This is a genomic window from Mesorhizobium sp. CA13 (genome assembly GCF_020165235.1).
In the GTDB taxonomy this organism is placed as follows: Bacteria; Pseudomonadota; Alphaproteobacteria; order Rhizobiales; family Rhizobiaceae; genus Mesorhizobium.
On the sequence record NZ_JAIUHS010000013.1, the window covers coordinates 112,795 to 128,965 of the forward strand.

Here is a 16,171-nt window from a genome sequence, read left to right on the forward strand (position 1 = left end):
CCCCTACCGCGTCAGCACGACGCCGGCATCCGGCCGAAAAGAGACCCAGGCGCGGTCGTTCCAGGTCAGCGGGTCTTCGGTGATGCGCGCCGCGTTCAGGGCGCTTGCCCGCACGAGCTGCCCGTCGTCCAGCCGGACGTGGTAGACGGTCATGTCGCCGAGATAGGCGATATCGTAGACCTCGCCCTCCAGCACATTGACGCCGTCGGCCGGCTTCTTGGACGACACCTTGATCTTCTCCGGCCTGATCGCGAAGACGATATCGGCGCCCGCGGCGGCGGCGTTGCCGGCATTCTCGACGAGGATCTGGGCGCCGGTCGCCCCGGTGATGCGCGCCGTCTTGTCCGTCCGTTCGGCAACCTTGCCCTCGAACATGTTCACGTTGCCGACGAAATGCGCGACGAAGCGCGACGCCGGAGCCTCGTAGATTTCCGCCGGCGTCGCGACCTGCATGACCTCGCCCTTGTCCATGATGGCGATGCGGTCGGCCATGGTCATGGCCTCTTCCTGGTCGTGGGTGACGACGACGAAGGTGAGGCCGAGTTCCTGCTGAAGATCCATCAGTTCGAACTGCGTCTCCTCGCGCAGCTTCTTGTCGAGCGCGCCGAGCGGCTCGTCGAGCAGCAGCACCTTCGGCCGCTTGGCGACCGAACGGGCGAGCGCGACACGCTGGCGCTGGCCGCCGGAGAGCTGGTGCGGCTTGCGCTTGGCGAACTGCTCGAGCTTGACCAGCTTGAGCATCTCGGCGACGCGCTTTTCGACGTCCGGCTTGGCCATGCCTTCCTGCTTGAGGCCAAAGGCGATGTTGTTCTCCACCGTCATATGCGGAAACAAGGCATAGGACTGGAACATCATGTTGACCGGCCGGCGATAAGGCGGGATGCCGCGCAGATCCTGACCGTCGAGCAGGATGCGGCCTGATGTCGGCTCCTCGAAGCCGGCGAGCATCCTTAGCAGCGTCGATTTTCCGCAACCGGAGGCGCCGAGCAGGGCGAAGAACTCGCGCTCGAATATGGTCAGCGAGAGATTGTTGACGGCGGTGAAGTCGCCGAACTTCTTGGAGACGTTATCGAACTGGATGTATGGCTTGGCGTTCGGATCGTTCCAAGGCGCGAAATCCCTGCGGATGCTGCCAAGCGATTTCATGTGCCCACTCCGTCCTGCTGCTTTGCCCCATCGAAGCAAGGAGACCCGGCAGGGTGGCTGCCGGGCCTCCTTGGACTAACTACTGACCGGTGACGATCTTCGTCCAGGTGCGCGTGATGACGCGCTGGGTCTTGGGATCGTAGGGCGAGATCGTAAAGAGCTTCTGCAAGGTCGCGGCGTCCGGGTAGACAGCCGGATCGTCCAGAAGCGCCTTGTCGACGAACTGCTGGGAAGCCTTGTTGCCATTGGCATAGAGCACGGCGTTCGACGATTTGGCGATCACCTCCGGCTTCATCATATAGTTCAGGAACTCATGCGCCTCGGCGACATGCGGCGCATCGGCAGGGATTGCCATCTGGTCGAACCACATTTCGGCGCCTTCCTTCGGCACGGCGTAGCCGATCTCGACGCCCTGCTTGGCCTCCTCGGCGCGGTTGCGCGCCTGGAACACGTCGCCCGACCAGCCAACCGCCAGGCAGATATCGCCATTGGCCAGAGCGTTGATGTATTCGGAGGAATGGAACTTCCTGATGTAGGGCCTGATCTTCATCATCAATTCCTCGGCCTTGGCAAAATCGTCCGGCGACGTGGTCTCAGGATCGATGCCGAGATATTTGAAGGCAGTCGGGAAGATGTCGGTCGGCGAATCCAGGACATAGACGCCGCAATCCTTCAGCTTGGCCAGCTTTTCCGGATTGAAGAACACGTCCCAGCTGTCGATCTTGTCGGTGCCGAGCGCTGCCTGCACCTTCTTGACGTTGTAGCCGAGGCCGACCGTGCCCCACATGTAATTGATCGAATATTCATTGCCGGGATCGTATTTCGCGGTCCGTTCCGAAACCGTGTCCCACATGTTGGAAAGGTTCGGCAGTTTCGACTTGTCGAGCTTCTGGAACACGCCGGCCTGGATCTGGCGGGCAAGGAAATTGCCGCTCGGCACGACGACGTCATAGCCGCTGCCGCCGGCAAGCAATTTGGTTTCCAGGATCTCATTGGAATCGAACGTGTCATAGACCACCTTGATGCCGGTCTGCTTGGTGAAATCATCGATGACCGTGGGGTCGATATAGTCCGACCAGTTGAAGACATTGACGACGCGGTCCTCGGCGTGGCCGCCGAGCGTAAAGAGCGCCAGAAATGCCGAAGTCGCCGAAAGCCAGAGCGCTTTGCGGATCATGCTATTCTCCTTTGGTGAGTGTTCCATCGCCGGCGCGTCGCGGTATCCGCGCGGCCGGGCATTTGCTTTAGACTATTGAGCATTCCAGGAGGCGACAAGCGCCAATTGCCGCGTCGCCGGCTGTCGCGAGCGATGCTCGCGCGCCACTGTCCTGGGCTGGAAGGAGTCGCCGCATCGTCAGAAGCTTTCGCCCCCGCGCAGGCAGAAATACTGGAATGTGATCCGGTCTCGATCGGGTCGCCGGGGAGACTTGGCAAGATAAGCCTGTCTTGTTGTTGCCGTGGTCCCAGCCTGCCCGCGCGGCAGCGAACTTGTCAATGGCAAAGCTAGGGCGCCGCATCAATTCGGCGACGGCACGCCGGTGACCCCTGCCCTGACTGGCCGCGTCTGTCGCTTGAACTCCAGTCCGATATGGACGAGCAGCGCCGTGACCACCACGGCGCCGCCGATGATGGTGCGGCCCGACGGCACCTCGGAATGGATCAGCCACACCCATATCGGCCCGAGGATCGGTTCAAAGGTGCCCAGCAGCGCGGCGACGGCGGCCGGGATCAGCCGCGCGCCGGTGGCGAAGAAGGCGAGGCCGAGGCCGAGATTGACCACGCCGAACACGAAGAGAAAACCCATGTCGCTGCCCGATACGGCGAAGGCCGAAGCCTGCGAGGCGGCAAAGCCCGCCGCCAGGATCGTGCCGAGGCAGGTCGCCGGCGTCATGCGCACGCTGGAGAAGCGCCGCGTGATGACGGTGGCGATCGAGAACATGACGGCGATAAGCAGCGCCAGCCCGTCGCCTATGGGCGAAACGGCGCCATCGAGCGATTCCGACACCATGATGGCGACACCGGCGATGACGGCGGCAATCGCCAGCCAGGTCGCGACCGCCACTCTTTCGCGAAAGAGCGCCCAGGCAAACAGCGCCGCAAGCAGCGGCACGCCGGCCTGCATCAACAGGATGTTGGCGACGGTGGTGTAGGCAAGCGCCACGACGAAAGAGGTCGATGCGGTGGCGAAGCAGAACCCCACGGCAAGGCCGGGCAAGCCCATGCCGCGAAACGACCTCAGCATGCCGCGCCAGCCGTCACGCCAGACCATGAAGCAGAGCAGGAAGGCCGCCGCCCATACGGAACGCCAGAACACCACCGTCCAGCTGTCGCCGGCGGTGATGAAGCGGGCGATCGTGCCACCAAAACTCCACATCAATGCCGACAGGAACACGAGCAGGAAGCCGATGCGCTCCTCCCGCTGCAGGACGGTCGATGAACGAGCGATCGGCGATGATGCGGTGTCGGTCATGGGTACGACTGTCGAGGTTTTGAGAACGGCACAATGCGCAAGGGACGACAAAAACGTACCTTATTCGCGTAGCGCAAAGGCGCGAGCCCGGCGTGATCCAGAGACCGCCGGCGATTGTGGCAAGTCCGCCTTGCGAAACGTCACTGGAAATCGAAGGCGCTCAGGCCCGTCACCATCTCGTCGAGGCCAAGCGGGCGCGTCACCGGCGGCTCGGCGCGCGTCAGGCAGCCGACGCGCTCGCAAAGCCGGCAGGCGGGCCCGATCGGCGTCGCCGCTATCGTGCCAGCTCCGCCTTTTCCGGCCGCCAGGCCGGGAAGTGCCGCACCGTAGACGATGTCGTCGCGAAAGCCGATGTCGCACCCCAGCAGCAGCGCGGTGCGGCGCGGGCGCTCGGAGAACGCGCCTTGCGGCCCTTCCAGCGTGCGGGCGATGCAGAGGAACTCGGCGCCGTCGGGCATTTCCACCGCTTCGACGAAAATCTGGCCGGGCTGGCTGAAGGCGACGTGCACCGGAAGCTTGGGACAAGCGCCACCGAAGCGGCTTTGCGGAAAGCCTTGGCTGCCGGCTTTGCGGAAGCGATTGCCGGCATTGTCGATCTCCAGCATGAAGAACGGCACGGCCGCGGCGCCTTGCCGCTGGAGCGTGGTCAGCCGGTTGGCCGCCTGCTCGAAGGAAACGCCGAAGCGCGAGCGCAGCACGTCGATATCGTAGCGGGCACGAACGGCCGCCGCGTGGAAAGCCTGGTAAGGCATCATCAGCGCATGCGCCGCGTAGCGCCCGAGTTCGAACCGGGCGAGGCGGCGGGCCTCGTCTGTGGACAGTTTCAGCGCCTGGATCTCGCCGGCGACCGCGACGGTCATGCGGATAAGGCATGCCTCCATCGCTATTTCGCGCAATTGGTCGAACGGCGACAGGCGCTCGGACAGGAACAGGCGCTGCGAATGGCGATCGTAACGGCGGCGCCAGTTCGGCATTGTGGCGACCGGCAGCACCTTGACGACGATGCCGTATTCGCGCTTCAGCCAGGCCTTCAGCGCGGCAGACAAATCGTCGCCGGGATCGAGCACCGAAGTGAACGCTTCCGCCTCTTCCTCGATATGCGCAAAATGGTTCGGCCGACGCTCGAAGGTCTCATGCACCTCGTCGATCGGCAGGCGGGCGCTGGAAAGCGCCGTCACCCGCCCCTCGCGCGCAAGAAGCTCGTTGAGGTCGGACAGGCGCTCGGCCTGCTCGCGATAGGCACGGAACAGTTTTATCACGGCCGCGGAGGCATTGGGCGCGGCTTCGGCAAGCTCGATCAGTTCCTGGTCTCCCGGCAGTTCGCCAGCCAGCAGCGGATCGGCAAACACTTCCCTCAAGGCCGCGACAGAGCCGCCCGCTTCGCCCTGCAGCTCACGCGGATCGACCTTGTAGGCGGACGCCAGCTTCAGGATCAACTGCACCGTCAGCGGCCGCTGGTTGCGCTCGATCAGGTTGAGATAGGATGGCGAGATGCCGAGGCCTTCGGCCATTGCCGTCTGGGTCAGGCCCTTGGCGTTGCGGATGCGGCGGATACGCGGCCCGGCAAATATCTTCTGGTCGGCCATGGACGTCCTTGACAGGAATTTACATTTCAGTCGCTGCTACGCTGCCGTGCCAGGCTTTACAATAATTACAAATTTACCTCGGCGATCTGTCAAACACAATACAGATTTTCCCTTATCGATGGCGCAATTCTTCGATTTCCCTAGCTCATTTCGCCTCCCACTGTAAATTCAGTCACATCCAAACGCGGCGAGGGGAATGCCGCCGAGCCACAGAGAAACAATCCTCCGGAGTAGAGCATGACTGATTTTTACAACCTCGTCCCCTCGGCCCCTGAGGGTCGCTTCGACGGCATCGAACGTCCCTATTCGCCGGAGGATGTGACGCGACTGCGCGGCTCGGTGCAGATCCGCCAGAGTCTGGCGGAAATGGGCGCCAACCGGCTGTGGAAGCTCATCCACGAGGAGGACTTCGTCAACGCGCTCGGCGCCATGTCCGGCAACCAGGCAATGCAGCAGGTGCGCGCCGGGCTGAAGGCGATCTACCTGTCTGGCTGGCAGGTCGCCGCCGACGCCAACACCGCCTCTGCCATGTATCCGGACCAGTCGCTCTACCCGGCCAATGCCGCGCCCGAACTCGTCAAGCGCATCAATCGCACCTTGCAGCGCGCCGACCAGATCGAGACCTCCGAAGGCAAGGGGCTTTCGGTCGATACCTGGTTCGCACCTATTGTCGCCGACGCCGAAGCCGGTTTCGGTGGGCCGCTCAACGCTTTCGAGATCATGAAGGCGTTCATCGAGGCAGGTGCCGCCGGCGTCCATTACGAGGATCAATTGGCATCGGAAAAGAAGTGCGGCCATCTCGGCGGCAAGGTGCTGATCCCGACCGCGGCCCACATCCGCAATCTCAATGCCGCACGTCTGGCAGCCGACGTGATGGGTACGCCCACCCTGGTCGTGGCGCGCACGGACGCCGAAGCGGCAAAGCTGCTCACCTCCGACATCGACGAGCGCGACCAGCCTTTCGTCGACTACGACGCCGGCCGCACGGTGGAAGGCTTCTACCAGGTGAGGAACGGTATCGAGCCCTGCATCGCGCGCGCCGTTGCCTACGCTCCCCACGCCGACCTGATCTGGTGCGAAACCTCGAAGCCCGACCTGGCGCAGGCGAGGAGGTTCGCCGAGGGCGTGCACAGGCATCATCCCGGCAAGCTGCTGGCCTATAATTGCTCGCCCTCGTTCAACTGGAAGAAGAACCTCGACGACGCCACGATCGCCAGGTTCCAGAAAGAGCTCGGCGCCATGGGCTACAAGTTCCAGTTCATCACGCTGGCCGGTTTCCACCAGCTCAACTACGGCATGTTCGAACTCGCCCGCGGCTACAAGGAGCGGCAGATGGCAGCCTATTCCGAGTTGCAGGAAGCCGAGTTCGCGGCGGAGGCCAACGGCTACACCGCGACCAAGCACCAGCGCGAGGTCGGCACCGGCTATTTCGATGCCGTGTCGATGGCGATCACCGGCGGACGGTCATCGACCACGGCCATGCATGAATCGACCGAGCACGCCCAGTTCAAACCGGCTGCGGAATAGCAGACCAGGGATCTCGGCAAACGCCCAAGGGCATACAGCAAGGAGAAGACCAATGGCATCGATAAGCCGCGTCAAGGAACGGGCCGAAGAGCAGTCGACCACGATGAGCATCGACCAGCAAGCGACGATCCGCATGCTGGCCAACGATCTGCACCGGCTCAACCAGTCGGTGATGAAGGCGGTGGAAGCCGGCGTCTCGGTCGAGCTGGTGCGCTCGGCACGACACCATGGCGGCGACGGCAATTGGGGGGACCTGTTGATCCCGGTCATCGTCACGCAGCAAAGCCATGGCTGATCGAAGATCGCGCAGGGCCGCCTCTCACCTGCGCCGTGTATGCGCAGGTGAATTTTATCTTCATGCAACCAAGGAATGGACAGAGCAGTACAGTACTGTTGCTTGAATTGACTGCTGCGGGAATGCTTTCCAGAAGCTTTTTATTTCGGCTTGACAGGGACCGCGATCTCACGCCAATTGTCGCCTGATTTCAACTCTGCATTGAAATGGGACGAGTTTCTTGGCTGACTTGGGTGCCCAGTGAAGCGTGACGACGAAAGCGCGAGACGTCCGAATCTGGTGAGCCGGGATTCAGCCACGGAGACGATCCGTCAGACCTCGCAGGTGCTCGTTGTCGGCAAGTCGCCGATCAATCGGGTGGTGATTTCCAAGATCGTCGAGCGGTCCGGGCTCAAGCCGATCTCGGAATCACCCGACATGGCGGCGAAGACCTTGCGCTTGCTGGTCCTGGCCGTGATTGTCCTGGACGGCGGCGCCGATAACAGGGACTGCGACACTCTGATGCCCGGCATCGAGCTGTTGCGGCGGGCCTCGGGCAAATCGCTCCCTGCGGTGGTATTGCTTTCAACCAAGAACGGCACGCCGGAGAGCCTGGGCCTTTCAAACATCGTCGACGCGGTGGTGGCCAAGCCGATCACGCCCGAGCGATTGCAGCCGGTGATTGATCGGCTGGTCAACCGCTGAAGGCAGCGAGCAAGCCTATCCGGCGAGGCTCTCGATCAGTTCGGGCAGTTGTCCGAGATCGGAGATCTGCCGGAAGCGCGGTTCGGCAATGGGCGCTTCGACATGTTCAAGCACCCAGGTCAATTCGTGCGGCACATGAACTCCCCAGCCGCCGGCCTCGATGGCCGGCAGCACATCGGACTTCAGCGAATTGCCGACCATCATGCTCCTGGCCGGGCCATCGCCATGACGACTGAAAACGCGCGCATAGGTAGCCGCGTTCTTGTCGCTGACGATCTCGATCGCGTCGAACAGATCCCCGAGGCCGGACCCGGCCAGCTTGCGCTCCTGGTCGAACAAATCGCCCTTGGTGATCAGCACGAGGCGAAAGGCGCCGGCGAGCCGCTCCACGGTCTCGCGCGCATGCGGCAAGACCTCGATCGGGTGACTCAGCATCTCGCGGCCGGCGCCGAGGATCTCCGATATGATCGAAGCCGGGACGCGAGCTTGCGTGACCTCGATCGCCGTCTCGATCATCGACAGCGTGAATCCCTTGATGCCGAAACCATAGACGGCAAGGTTGCGCCTCTCCGTCTCCAGCAGCCGTGCCGAGATATGTTCCTCTTCGCCGTGATCGGCGAGCATGGCGGCAAGCCGCTTCTCGGTCATGCGGAAGAACTGTTCGTTCTGCCACAGCGTATCGTCGGCATCGAAGCCTATGGTGGTCAGTTGGCCGGTCTTTTGCATCGACGCCTTCTCATGTGTAAACGAGGCTGAACCTAAGCTCACGGCCGCGATTTTCAACCGCAACGGCCGATACCGGCGGCTCCCCTTCCCTTCGGTCGCCGGGCACGGCTATACTCCTAAATCCGCAACCCAATCTGGTGAATAATGCCGCCTGCAAAAAAGGAAGTCCGTCCGTCGAGTCGCGGAGGGCGCGCCCGCACGCCTGCTTTCGTGAAAAACCTGCGTGGCGTCAAGAACTGGAAGGAAGTCAGCGAATGGCTGGACTGGCGCGGCATCGAAGACATCGAATGCATTACGCCTGACCAGGCCGGCGTCGCCCGCGGCAAGATGATGCCGTCGAAGAAATTCACCTCCAACACCTCGCTGGCGCTGCCTTCAGCCGTGTTCATGACCACCATTTCAGGCGGCTATCCCGAGGACGGCAACGGCTTCCATTATCCGGAGGACGACGGCGACCTCAAGCTCATGCCGGACCTGTCGACGCTGACGGTGGTACCATGGGAGGAAGACCCGACGGCGGCCGTCATCTGCGACCTCGTCCACCAGGATGGCCGCTCGGTGGAATTCACGCCGCGCAACGTCTTGAAGCGTGTTCTGGCCGCCTATGACAGGCGTGGGCTGAAACCGGTGGTGGCACCCGAGATCGAGTTCTATCTGGTGCGCAAGAACCCGGATCCGGACTACCCGCTGACACCGCCCGTCGGCCGTTCGGGGCGGGCGATCGGCGGCGGCGCCGGCTATTCGATCGCCGGCGTCAACGAATTCGACGAATTGATCGACGACATCTATCATTTTTCCGAAAGCCAGGGCCTGGAGATCGACACGCTCATTCATGAGGAGGGCGCCGGCCAGCTCGAGATCAATTTGCGCCACGGCGATCCCGTCGAACTCGCCGACCAGGTATTCATGTTCAAGCGCACCATTCGCGAGGCGGCGCTGAAGCACGAAATCTACGCCACCTTCATGGCCAAGCCGATCCAGGGTCAGCCGGGTTCAGCCATGCACATCCACCAGTCGGTCATCGACAAGAAGACGGGCAAGAACATCTTCTCGGCCGAGGACGGCTCGGAAACCGAGGACTTTTTCCATTTCATCGGCGGCATGCAGAAGCATGTGCCGAACGCGCTGGTGATGTTTGCGCCCTATGTCAATTCCTACCGGCGGCTGACACAGGCGGCTTCAGCTCCGGTCAACAACAAATGGGGCTACGACAACCGCACGACGGCATTCCGCGTGCCGCGCTCGGATCCGGCGGCGCGGCGCGTCGAAAACCGCATCCCCTCCTCCGACGCCAATCCCTACCTGGCACTGGCCGCTTCGCTCGCTTGCGGGCTGATCGGCATCACCAACAAGATCAAGGCCGAGCCTCCGGTGCTGACCACCGCCAATGCCGACGAGATCGATCTGCCGCGCAGCCTGCTCGAAGCCGTCGACCTGTTCGAAGGGGACGAGGAACTCTGCGCACTTTTGGGCAAGTCCTTCGCCGCGACCTACGCGGCGATCAAGCGGGCGGAATTCGAGACGTTCATGGAAGTGATCAGTCCTTGGGAGAGGGAGTATTTGTTGCTGAATGTTTAGGGGAATAAGGCAGTAGGGCAGTAGGGCAGTAGGGCAGTAGGGGTGACAGTCGATGGTGAAGATCGAGTCCTACAAGGATCTGATCGTCTGGCAGCAGGCCGTGGAGTTGGCGGTATCAATCTATGAAGCTACAAAAGCCTGGCCGAAAGAAGAGCTCTATGGGCTGACAGCACAGCTGCGTCGGGCAGCTACCTCTGTGCCTGCCAACATCGCCGAGGGCTATGGTCGGGAAAGCCGCGCTTCCTATCAGCAGTTTCTGAGGATCGCGCAGGGATCTCTCAAGGAACTCGAGACCCATCTGCTGATCGCACAGCGCGTCGGAATTACGTCGCATGAAGCAGCCGAACCATTGATGACCCGGAGCGAGAGCGTGGGGACGCTCTTACGGCTTTTGATCCGCAAATTGTCGCCTGAATAGTCCCACCTACTGCCCTACTGCCCTACTGCCCTACTGCCCTACTGCCCTACTCCCCTACTCCGTGAGCATCATGCCCTACCAATCCCCGATCTCCCCCGGCCGTTCCTGGTACGAGGACACGGCCGGCCCGCGACCCGAGTATCCGGCGCTGGACGGCGACCGCAGCTGCGACGTCGTAATTGTCGGGGGCGGTTTCACCGGCTTGTCGGCGGCGGTCCATCTGGCCAAGGCGGGCACCAATGTCGTTTTGATCGAGGCGTATCGCTTTGGAGACGGCGCTTCCGGGCGCAATGGGGGCCAGCTCGGCACCGGGCAGCGCGCCTGGGCCGAGGACCTGGAGGCCGAATACGGGTTTTCCCGGGCCAAGACACTGTTCGATCTCGCCGAGGAGGCAAAGGCGTATCTGCTCGAATTCGCAGCCGCCAACCAGATCGAAATAGACTACATGCCGGGCCAGCTCTCGGTTGCGCACAAGCCGCGCTACGTCGACGACTACAAGGCGCATGCCGAGATCATGACCGGCCGCTTCTCCTATCCGCATATTTCGTTCATGGATGCGACGGAAACTGCGCAGCGGCTGGGCTCGACAGCCTATTTCGGCGGGACGCGCGACACCGGCACCGGCCATATCCATCCGATGAAGCTGGTGATCGGCACGGCGCGGGTGGCGGCACAGGCCGGCGCCCAATTGTTCGAAGCGACGCCGTCGACCGGCATTGTTTCGAGCGGCGGCACGGTGAAGGTTTCGACAGCCAAGGGGACGATCACAGCGCAGAAATGCCTGATCGCGGTCAATGCCTATGGCGGCACGCTCGAACCGGTAAGTGCCGCGCACATCATGCCGATCGGCTCGTTCATCGGCGCGACCGTGCCGCTTGGAGCGGATTCGAACGTTCTGCCGGGCGGCGAGTCGGTCGATGATTCCCGCTTCGTCGTGCGCTACTTCCGCAAGTCGAGGGACGGCCGGCTGCTGTTCGGCGGGCGCGAGGTCTATGGCGTCAACGATCCCAAGGACATCCATATCCATATCCGCCGCCAGATCGCGGAACTCTATCCCGCACTGAGGGACGTCGAAATCACGCATGGCTGGGGCGGCTATGTCGGTATCACCGTGCCGAGAAAGCCGTTCGTGCGGGAAGTGATGCCGAATGTGATCTCGGCCGGCGGCTATTCCGGCCACGGCGTCATGCTGTCGAACTTCTTCGGCAAGCTCTATGCCGAAACGGTAGCCGGCAACCGCGACCGGCTGAAGCTGATCGAAGATCTGAAGATTCCGCCGTTTCCCGGTGGCCGGCGCTTGCGCGCGCCGCTGCTTTTCCTGGCGCTCAACTGGTTCGCGTTGCGCGACAGGATTTAACAATTGTTGAGTAATATCATTGAGGCTGCGACATCCAAGCGTTGCAGAATCTTCAGCAATGGCGCACTGATGCCACAATCGCGGGCAAAAAGTGCATTCTCTGGGCGAATATAGACGGGGATTTTCTGCGGGCCCGCCCGCTGTTTGATTTGGGACCGGTGTGATCGACGCACGCGTTGCGGTGTTTGATCGAAGAACATCGGCCCCTTATGGAGGTGGCAAGAGTGAGAGAGCCCTTCAGTTTCGGTGCTCCGGAACGTCGGCGCTTTGCCATGCAGTTCGGCTATGACATGCGCCCGTCATTCTGGCAGGAAGTCCGTTCGAACTCGCATCTGGTGATTGCCGCGGTTGGCACGGCCGCGCTGCTCGGCGTGGCCGCGGTGGCACTCTGGCTGGCGTTGCCGGCGAGCGAGCGGCAAGCGGTTGCCAATCCAGAGCAAGCCATTCCGGCGGTTCCTGTGAAAACGATGAAGATCGCGCCGGCGGGGATCACGGTGGCCGCGGCGGCCGTGCCGCAAGCAGCGCGAAAATCCGGCCAGGTCTCGCCGACCGTGGCTGTCGCGGAAGCCGCCATTCCGGCGCTCGCGGCGAACGACCCGCGCTGGACCGCTTCCCAGTCGAAGACCGCACCGGCTTCCGAGCCTGCCGCTTCCGGCCAGTCGACGAGCAAGGCCGGGCAGGCGCCTGACAAGCCGGCGGCGGCCGCGGCGTTCGCGCAACCCGCTGCCGACACCGACGCCGCCACCGAGCTCGCCAAGGTCGCCGCACCGGCCCCGGCGGCGGGCAGCAGTCCCGATGGCGCGCAGACCGCCGCCATTCCTGCCGCGCAACCACAGCAGTCTGCGGCGCAGCAGGACGACGACAGCAAGGCCGAACCGCGCAAAGCGGCCGCGGCTGGCACCGGGCGTATCCTCAGGGCCGTGACCATGCGCAGCGGTCCGAAGAAGAATGCAGCCGCCATCGTCACGGTGCCCGCCAAGACCTCGGTGCAAGTGATGAGCTGCAAGCGTTGGTGCCAGATCGTCTACAACGGCAAGACAGGCTGGGTCTACAAAACCTACATCAAGACCGGCGCCTGACGCGCCAGCGCCTCGATCAAACCAGGCACGGCCGGGCCGATGGTTGGGGGCAGCGATGACGATGTGCGTCAGATGCAGCGCCCGCCGTCGACCTCCAGCGCCACGCCGGTGATGAAGGCGGCCTCGTCGGATGCCAGCCACAGGGCCGCATTGGCGATGTCGAGCGGGGTCGAAAGCCGGCCGAGCGGGATCGAGGCGCGGAATTTCTCGCGGATTTCGGGTGTGTCGGCGCCCATGAACTTTTCCAGCATGCCGGTCTCGCCGGCCACCGGACACAGGCAGTTGACGCGGATGTTCTTGGGCGCGAGTTCCACCGCCATCGACTTGGTGGCGGTGATCGCCCAGCCCTTGGAGGCGTTGTACCAGGTGAGGCCGGGCCGAGGCCGCAGGCCAGCGGTCGACGCCGTGGTCAGGATGACGCCGCCGCCCTGCCGCTCCATGATCGGCACGACGGCAAGGGCAGCATGATAGATGGCCTTCATGTTGACCGATGTGATCAGGTCGAACGTCGCCTCGTCGACTTCGAGCATGTCGCCATTGCGATGGGTGAAGCCGGCATTGTTGACCATGATGTCGATACGGCCGAAGGCGCTTTTGGCGGCATGGACCATCTCGTCGAATTCGGAGCGCTGCGAAACGTCGGTCTGGGTCCAGATCGCCGCCTCGCCGATGTCGCGGGCTACGCGTTCGGCACCCCTGGCGTCGAGATCGGCCACGACGATCCTGGCGCCCTCCTCGGCGAAGCGCCGGGCAATGCCCTCGCCGAAACCCGAAGCGGCTCCGGTGACGATGGCGACCTTGTCCTTCAGACGCATGTTTTTCCGCTCCCTGGGTTCATCGCGTGGCTTTTACCGCGGGCTGCCGGCGGCATGGCATGTGCCGCAACAGGCAGAGCGCTGATTCTCCCTTAGCTTTCGTCACATTCACGTCCTATGCTGCAACTGCGAAGGCTTGGCGGAGTTGTCGTTTGCCGACAAGCCTCCGCCTGGTGCCAGTGTCAAGCACACATCTGGACCGACGCAAATATGTAGCGATCGGTCCTCGATGTGACACCATGGCACTGGAAAATTTAAATCGATTAGAATACATAAGCCGCGTACTCGCGACCGGCGTCAAAGCGGACAGACCATGACAAGCCAGATCATCCCCGTCGACCCTTTCGACTTCATCATTTTCGGTGGCACCGGCGACCTGTCGGAACGCAAGCTTCTGCCCTCGCTCTACTATCGCCAGCGCGACCATCAATTTTCCGAGCCGACCCGCATCATCGGCACGTCGCGCTCGAAGATGAGCGATGACGAATTTCGGGCTTTCGCCAAGCAGGCTATTTCCGACCATGTCAAGGCGGCCGACATCGACCCCAAGGAGCTGAAGACCTTCCTGGCGCGGCTTTCCTATGTCCCGGCCGATGCGACGAGCGGCGCGGGGTTCGACAGGCTGAAGAAGGCGATCGGCGACAGCGACTGCATCCGCGCCTTCTATCTGGCGGTGGCGCCGGCGCTGTTCGGCGACATCTCGCACAAGCTGAAAGAACACGATCTGATCACGCCGAACTCGCGCATCGTGCTGGAGAAACCGATCGGACGCGACCTCGCCTCGGCACAAACGCTGAACGATCTGGTCGGAGATGATTTCCACGAAAGCCAGATCTTCCGCATCGACCACTACCTCGGCAAGGAGACGGTGCAGAACCTGATGGCGCTGCGTTTTGCCAATGCGCTCTACGAGCCGTTGTGGAACTCCGCCCATATCGACCACGTGCAGATCACCGTCGCCGAGACCGTCGGCCTGGAAGACCGTGTCACCTATTACGACAAGGCCGGCGCGCTGCGCGACATGGTGCAGAACCATATGCTGCAACTGCTCTGCCTGGTGGCCATGGAAGCGCCCTCGTCGATGGACGCCGACGCCGTCCGTGACGAGAAGCTGAAGGTGCTGCGCGCGCTCAAGCGCATCAACGGCAATGAGGCGCCGAAGCACACTGTGCGTGGACAATACCGCGCCGGCGCCTCCGCAGGCGGGCCGGTGAAAGGCTATGTCGAGGAGCTCGGCAAGGACAGCAACACCGAAACCTTCGTCGCGATCAAGGCCGAGATCGGCAACTGGCGCTGGGCAGGCGTTCCGTTCTATCTCAGGACCGGCAAGCGGCTGGCAACCCGGGTCTCGGAGATCGTCATCGAGTTCAAGCCGATCCCGCATTCGATCTTCGGCGGCGACAGCGCCGGGCCGATCTTCGCCAATCAGCTGGTCATCCGACTGCAGCCCGACGAAGGCGTCAAGCAATTCATCATGATCAAGGACCCGGGTCCGGGCGGCATGCGGCTGCGGCAGATTTCGCTCGACATGAGTTTTGCGCAGTCCTTCGACGGCCGCGCGCCCGACGCTTATGAACGGCTGATCATGGATGTCGTGCGCGGCAACCAGACGCTGTTCATGCGCCGTGACGAGGTCGAGGCCGCGTGGAGGTGGATCGACCCGATCCAGAACGCCTGGGAAAGCGCCAGGCAGGAGGCGCAGGGCTATACGGCGGGCACCTGGGGACCTTCGGCCTCGATAGCGCTTATCGAACGTGACGGACGGACATGGCACGAGAGCAATTGAACCGCGCCAGCTACAACTGGAATGGCTTTTCCGATCGCGCGGAATTGGCGGCGGCGCTGGCCGGCCGCGTCGCCGACCGGCTGGCAAAGGCGATCGCGGCGCGCGGCACGGCGTTGCTGGCCGTTTCCGGCGGCACGACGCCGGCAAAATTCTTTGCTGCCCTGTCGGGAATGCCGATAGCCTGGGACAAGGTGACGGTGACGCTGATCGACGAGCGCTTCGTGCCGGCGTCCTCGCCGCGTTCCAACGCTGGACTGGTTGCCGCCAATCTGTTGCAGAACGCGGCCGCGGCGGCACGGTTCGTGCCGCTCTACCACGAAGCCGTCAGCATCGAGGATGCCGCGGCATCGGACAATGCAGCACTCCAGTCCCTGTCCTGGCCGCTCGACGTCGCGGTGCTCGGCATGGGACCTGACGGCCACACCGCCTCATTCTTTCCCGACGCCGACGAACTTGCGAAATTGCTGGACCCGTCCTCGGACAGGATCGTGCTGCCGGTTCATGCGGCAAGCGCCGGCGAGCCGCGGCTGACCTTGTCGCTGGCGCGCATCATCGATGCCGGCCTCCTGGCGCTGCACATAGAGGGCGAGGACAAACGCACCGCCTTCGACGGCGCGGTCGCGCCCGGTCCGCGAAAGCCGATCCGCGCCGTGCTCGACGCCGCCCCCAGGCCTGTAGAGGTTTTCTGGGCACCCTAATTCTAG

General features: G+C 63.0%; 15 protein-coding genes. 9 read left to right on the plus strand and 6 right to left on the minus strand.

Translation table 11 applies throughout. From position 1 onward, the window contains the following. Positions 1–3 precede the first annotated feature (3 nt). The 4 genes from LB566_RS24825 to LB566_RS24840 form a co-directional block, all read right to left on the minus strand. The gene (locus LB566_RS24825; RefSeq protein WP_224628239.1) at positions 4–1,146 is read right to left on the minus strand and encodes an ABC transporter ATP-binding protein; all 1,143 of its coding nucleotides are present in this window, start codon (positions 1,144–1,146) and stop codon (positions 4–6) included. Positions 1,147–1,225: 79 nt separating this feature from the next. Further along, positions 1,226–2,323: a polyamine ABC transporter substrate-binding protein gene (locus LB566_RS24830; protein WP_140552858.1), complete on the minus strand. Its 1,098-nt coding sequence runs from the start codon at positions 2,321–2,323 to the stop codon at positions 1,226–1,228. 339 nt (positions 2,324–2,662) lie between these two features. Beyond that, a complete protein-coding gene (locus LB566_RS24835) occupies positions 2,663–3,616 on the minus strand; it encodes a DMT family transporter (RefSeq protein ID WP_224628240.1) in 954 nt (317 codons plus the stop codon). A 140-nt stretch (positions 3,617–3,756) separates the two neighbouring features. Then, on the minus strand, positions 3,757–5,202 hold the full coding sequence (locus LB566_RS24840) for a short-chain fatty acyl-CoA regulator family protein (protein WP_224628242.1): 1,446 nt from the start codon (positions 5,200–5,202) through the stop codon (positions 3,757–3,759). Positions 5,203–5,439: 237 nt separating this feature from the next. Between LB566_RS24840 and aceA the strand changes: the two genes are divergently transcribed. The 3 genes from aceA (at position 5,440) to LB566_RS24855 (ending at position 7,708) form a co-directional block, all read left to right on the plus strand. Then, on the plus strand, positions 5,440–6,729 hold the full coding sequence (gene aceA, locus LB566_RS24845) for an isocitrate lyase (protein ID WP_224628244.1): 1,290 nt from the start codon (positions 5,440–5,442) through the stop codon (positions 6,727–6,729). 52 nt (positions 6,730–6,781) lie between these two features. Continuing rightward, the gene (locus LB566_RS24850) at positions 6,782–7,024 is read left to right on the plus strand and encodes a hypothetical protein (RefSeq protein WP_140498529.1); all 243 of its coding nucleotides are present in this window, start codon (positions 6,782–6,784) and stop codon (positions 7,022–7,024) included. A gap of 240 nt (positions 7,025–7,264) precedes the next feature. Continuing rightward, positions 7,265–7,708, plus strand: a complete 444-nt coding sequence (locus LB566_RS24855) for a response regulator (RefSeq protein WP_181172613.1) — start codon at positions 7,265–7,267, stop codon at positions 7,706–7,708. Positions 7,709–7,723: 15 nt separating this feature from the next. On the opposite strand, the gene LB566_RS24860 is transcribed toward LB566_RS24855, so the two are convergent. Beyond that, positions 7,724–8,434 (minus strand): HAD family hydrolase, encoded by a 711-nt coding sequence (locus LB566_RS24860; RefSeq protein ID WP_224628246.1) that lies wholly within the window; start codon positions 8,432–8,434, stop codon positions 7,724–7,726. A 144-nt stretch (positions 8,435–8,578) separates the two neighbouring features. Here LB566_RS24860 and LB566_RS24865 point away from each other — a divergent pair, with 144 nt between their 5' ends. The 4 genes from LB566_RS24865 (at position 8,579) to LB566_RS24880 (ending at position 12,866) form a co-directional block, all read left to right on the plus strand. Beyond that, entirely contained in the window at positions 8,579–10,012 is a 1,434-nt protein-coding gene (locus LB566_RS24865; RefSeq protein WP_224628248.1) for a glutamine synthetase family protein, read from the plus strand. 55 nt (positions 10,013–10,067) lie between these two features. Further along, entirely contained in the window at positions 10,068–10,430 is a 363-nt protein-coding gene (locus LB566_RS24870) for a four helix bundle protein (RefSeq protein WP_224628338.1), read from the plus strand. Positions 10,431–10,500: 70 nt separating this feature from the next. Continuing rightward, positions 10,501–11,787: an NAD(P)/FAD-dependent oxidoreductase gene (locus LB566_RS24875; protein ID WP_224628250.1), complete on the plus strand. Its 1,287-nt coding sequence runs from the start codon at positions 10,501–10,503 to the stop codon at positions 11,785–11,787. Between the two features lie 224 nt (positions 11,788–12,011). Further along, the gene (locus LB566_RS24880) at positions 12,012–12,866 is read left to right on the plus strand and encodes an SH3 domain-containing protein (RefSeq protein ID WP_224628251.1); all 855 of its coding nucleotides are present in this window, start codon (positions 12,012–12,014) and stop codon (positions 12,864–12,866) included. 68 nt (positions 12,867–12,934) lie between these two features. On the opposite strand, the gene LB566_RS24885 is transcribed toward LB566_RS24880, so the two are convergent. After that, a complete protein-coding gene (locus tag LB566_RS24885; protein WP_224628253.1) occupies positions 12,935–13,681 on the minus strand; it encodes an SDR family oxidoreductase in 747 nt (248 codons plus the stop codon). 313 nt (positions 13,682–13,994) lie between these two features. Between LB566_RS24885 and zwf the strand changes: the two genes are divergently transcribed. Then, the gene (gene zwf / locus LB566_RS24890; protein WP_140501096.1) at positions 13,995–15,467 is read left to right on the plus strand and encodes a glucose-6-phosphate dehydrogenase; all 1,473 of its coding nucleotides are present in this window, start codon (positions 13,995–13,997) and stop codon (positions 15,465–15,467) included. Beyond that, positions 15,449–16,165, plus strand: coding sequence for a 6-phosphogluconolactonase (pgl, locus tag LB566_RS24895; protein ID WP_224628255.1), 717 nt, complete (start codon positions 15,449–15,451; stop codon positions 16,163–16,165). The genes zwf and pgl overlap by 19 nt, the downstream gene beginning before the upstream one ends. Positions 16,166–16,171: the final 6 nt, after the last annotated feature.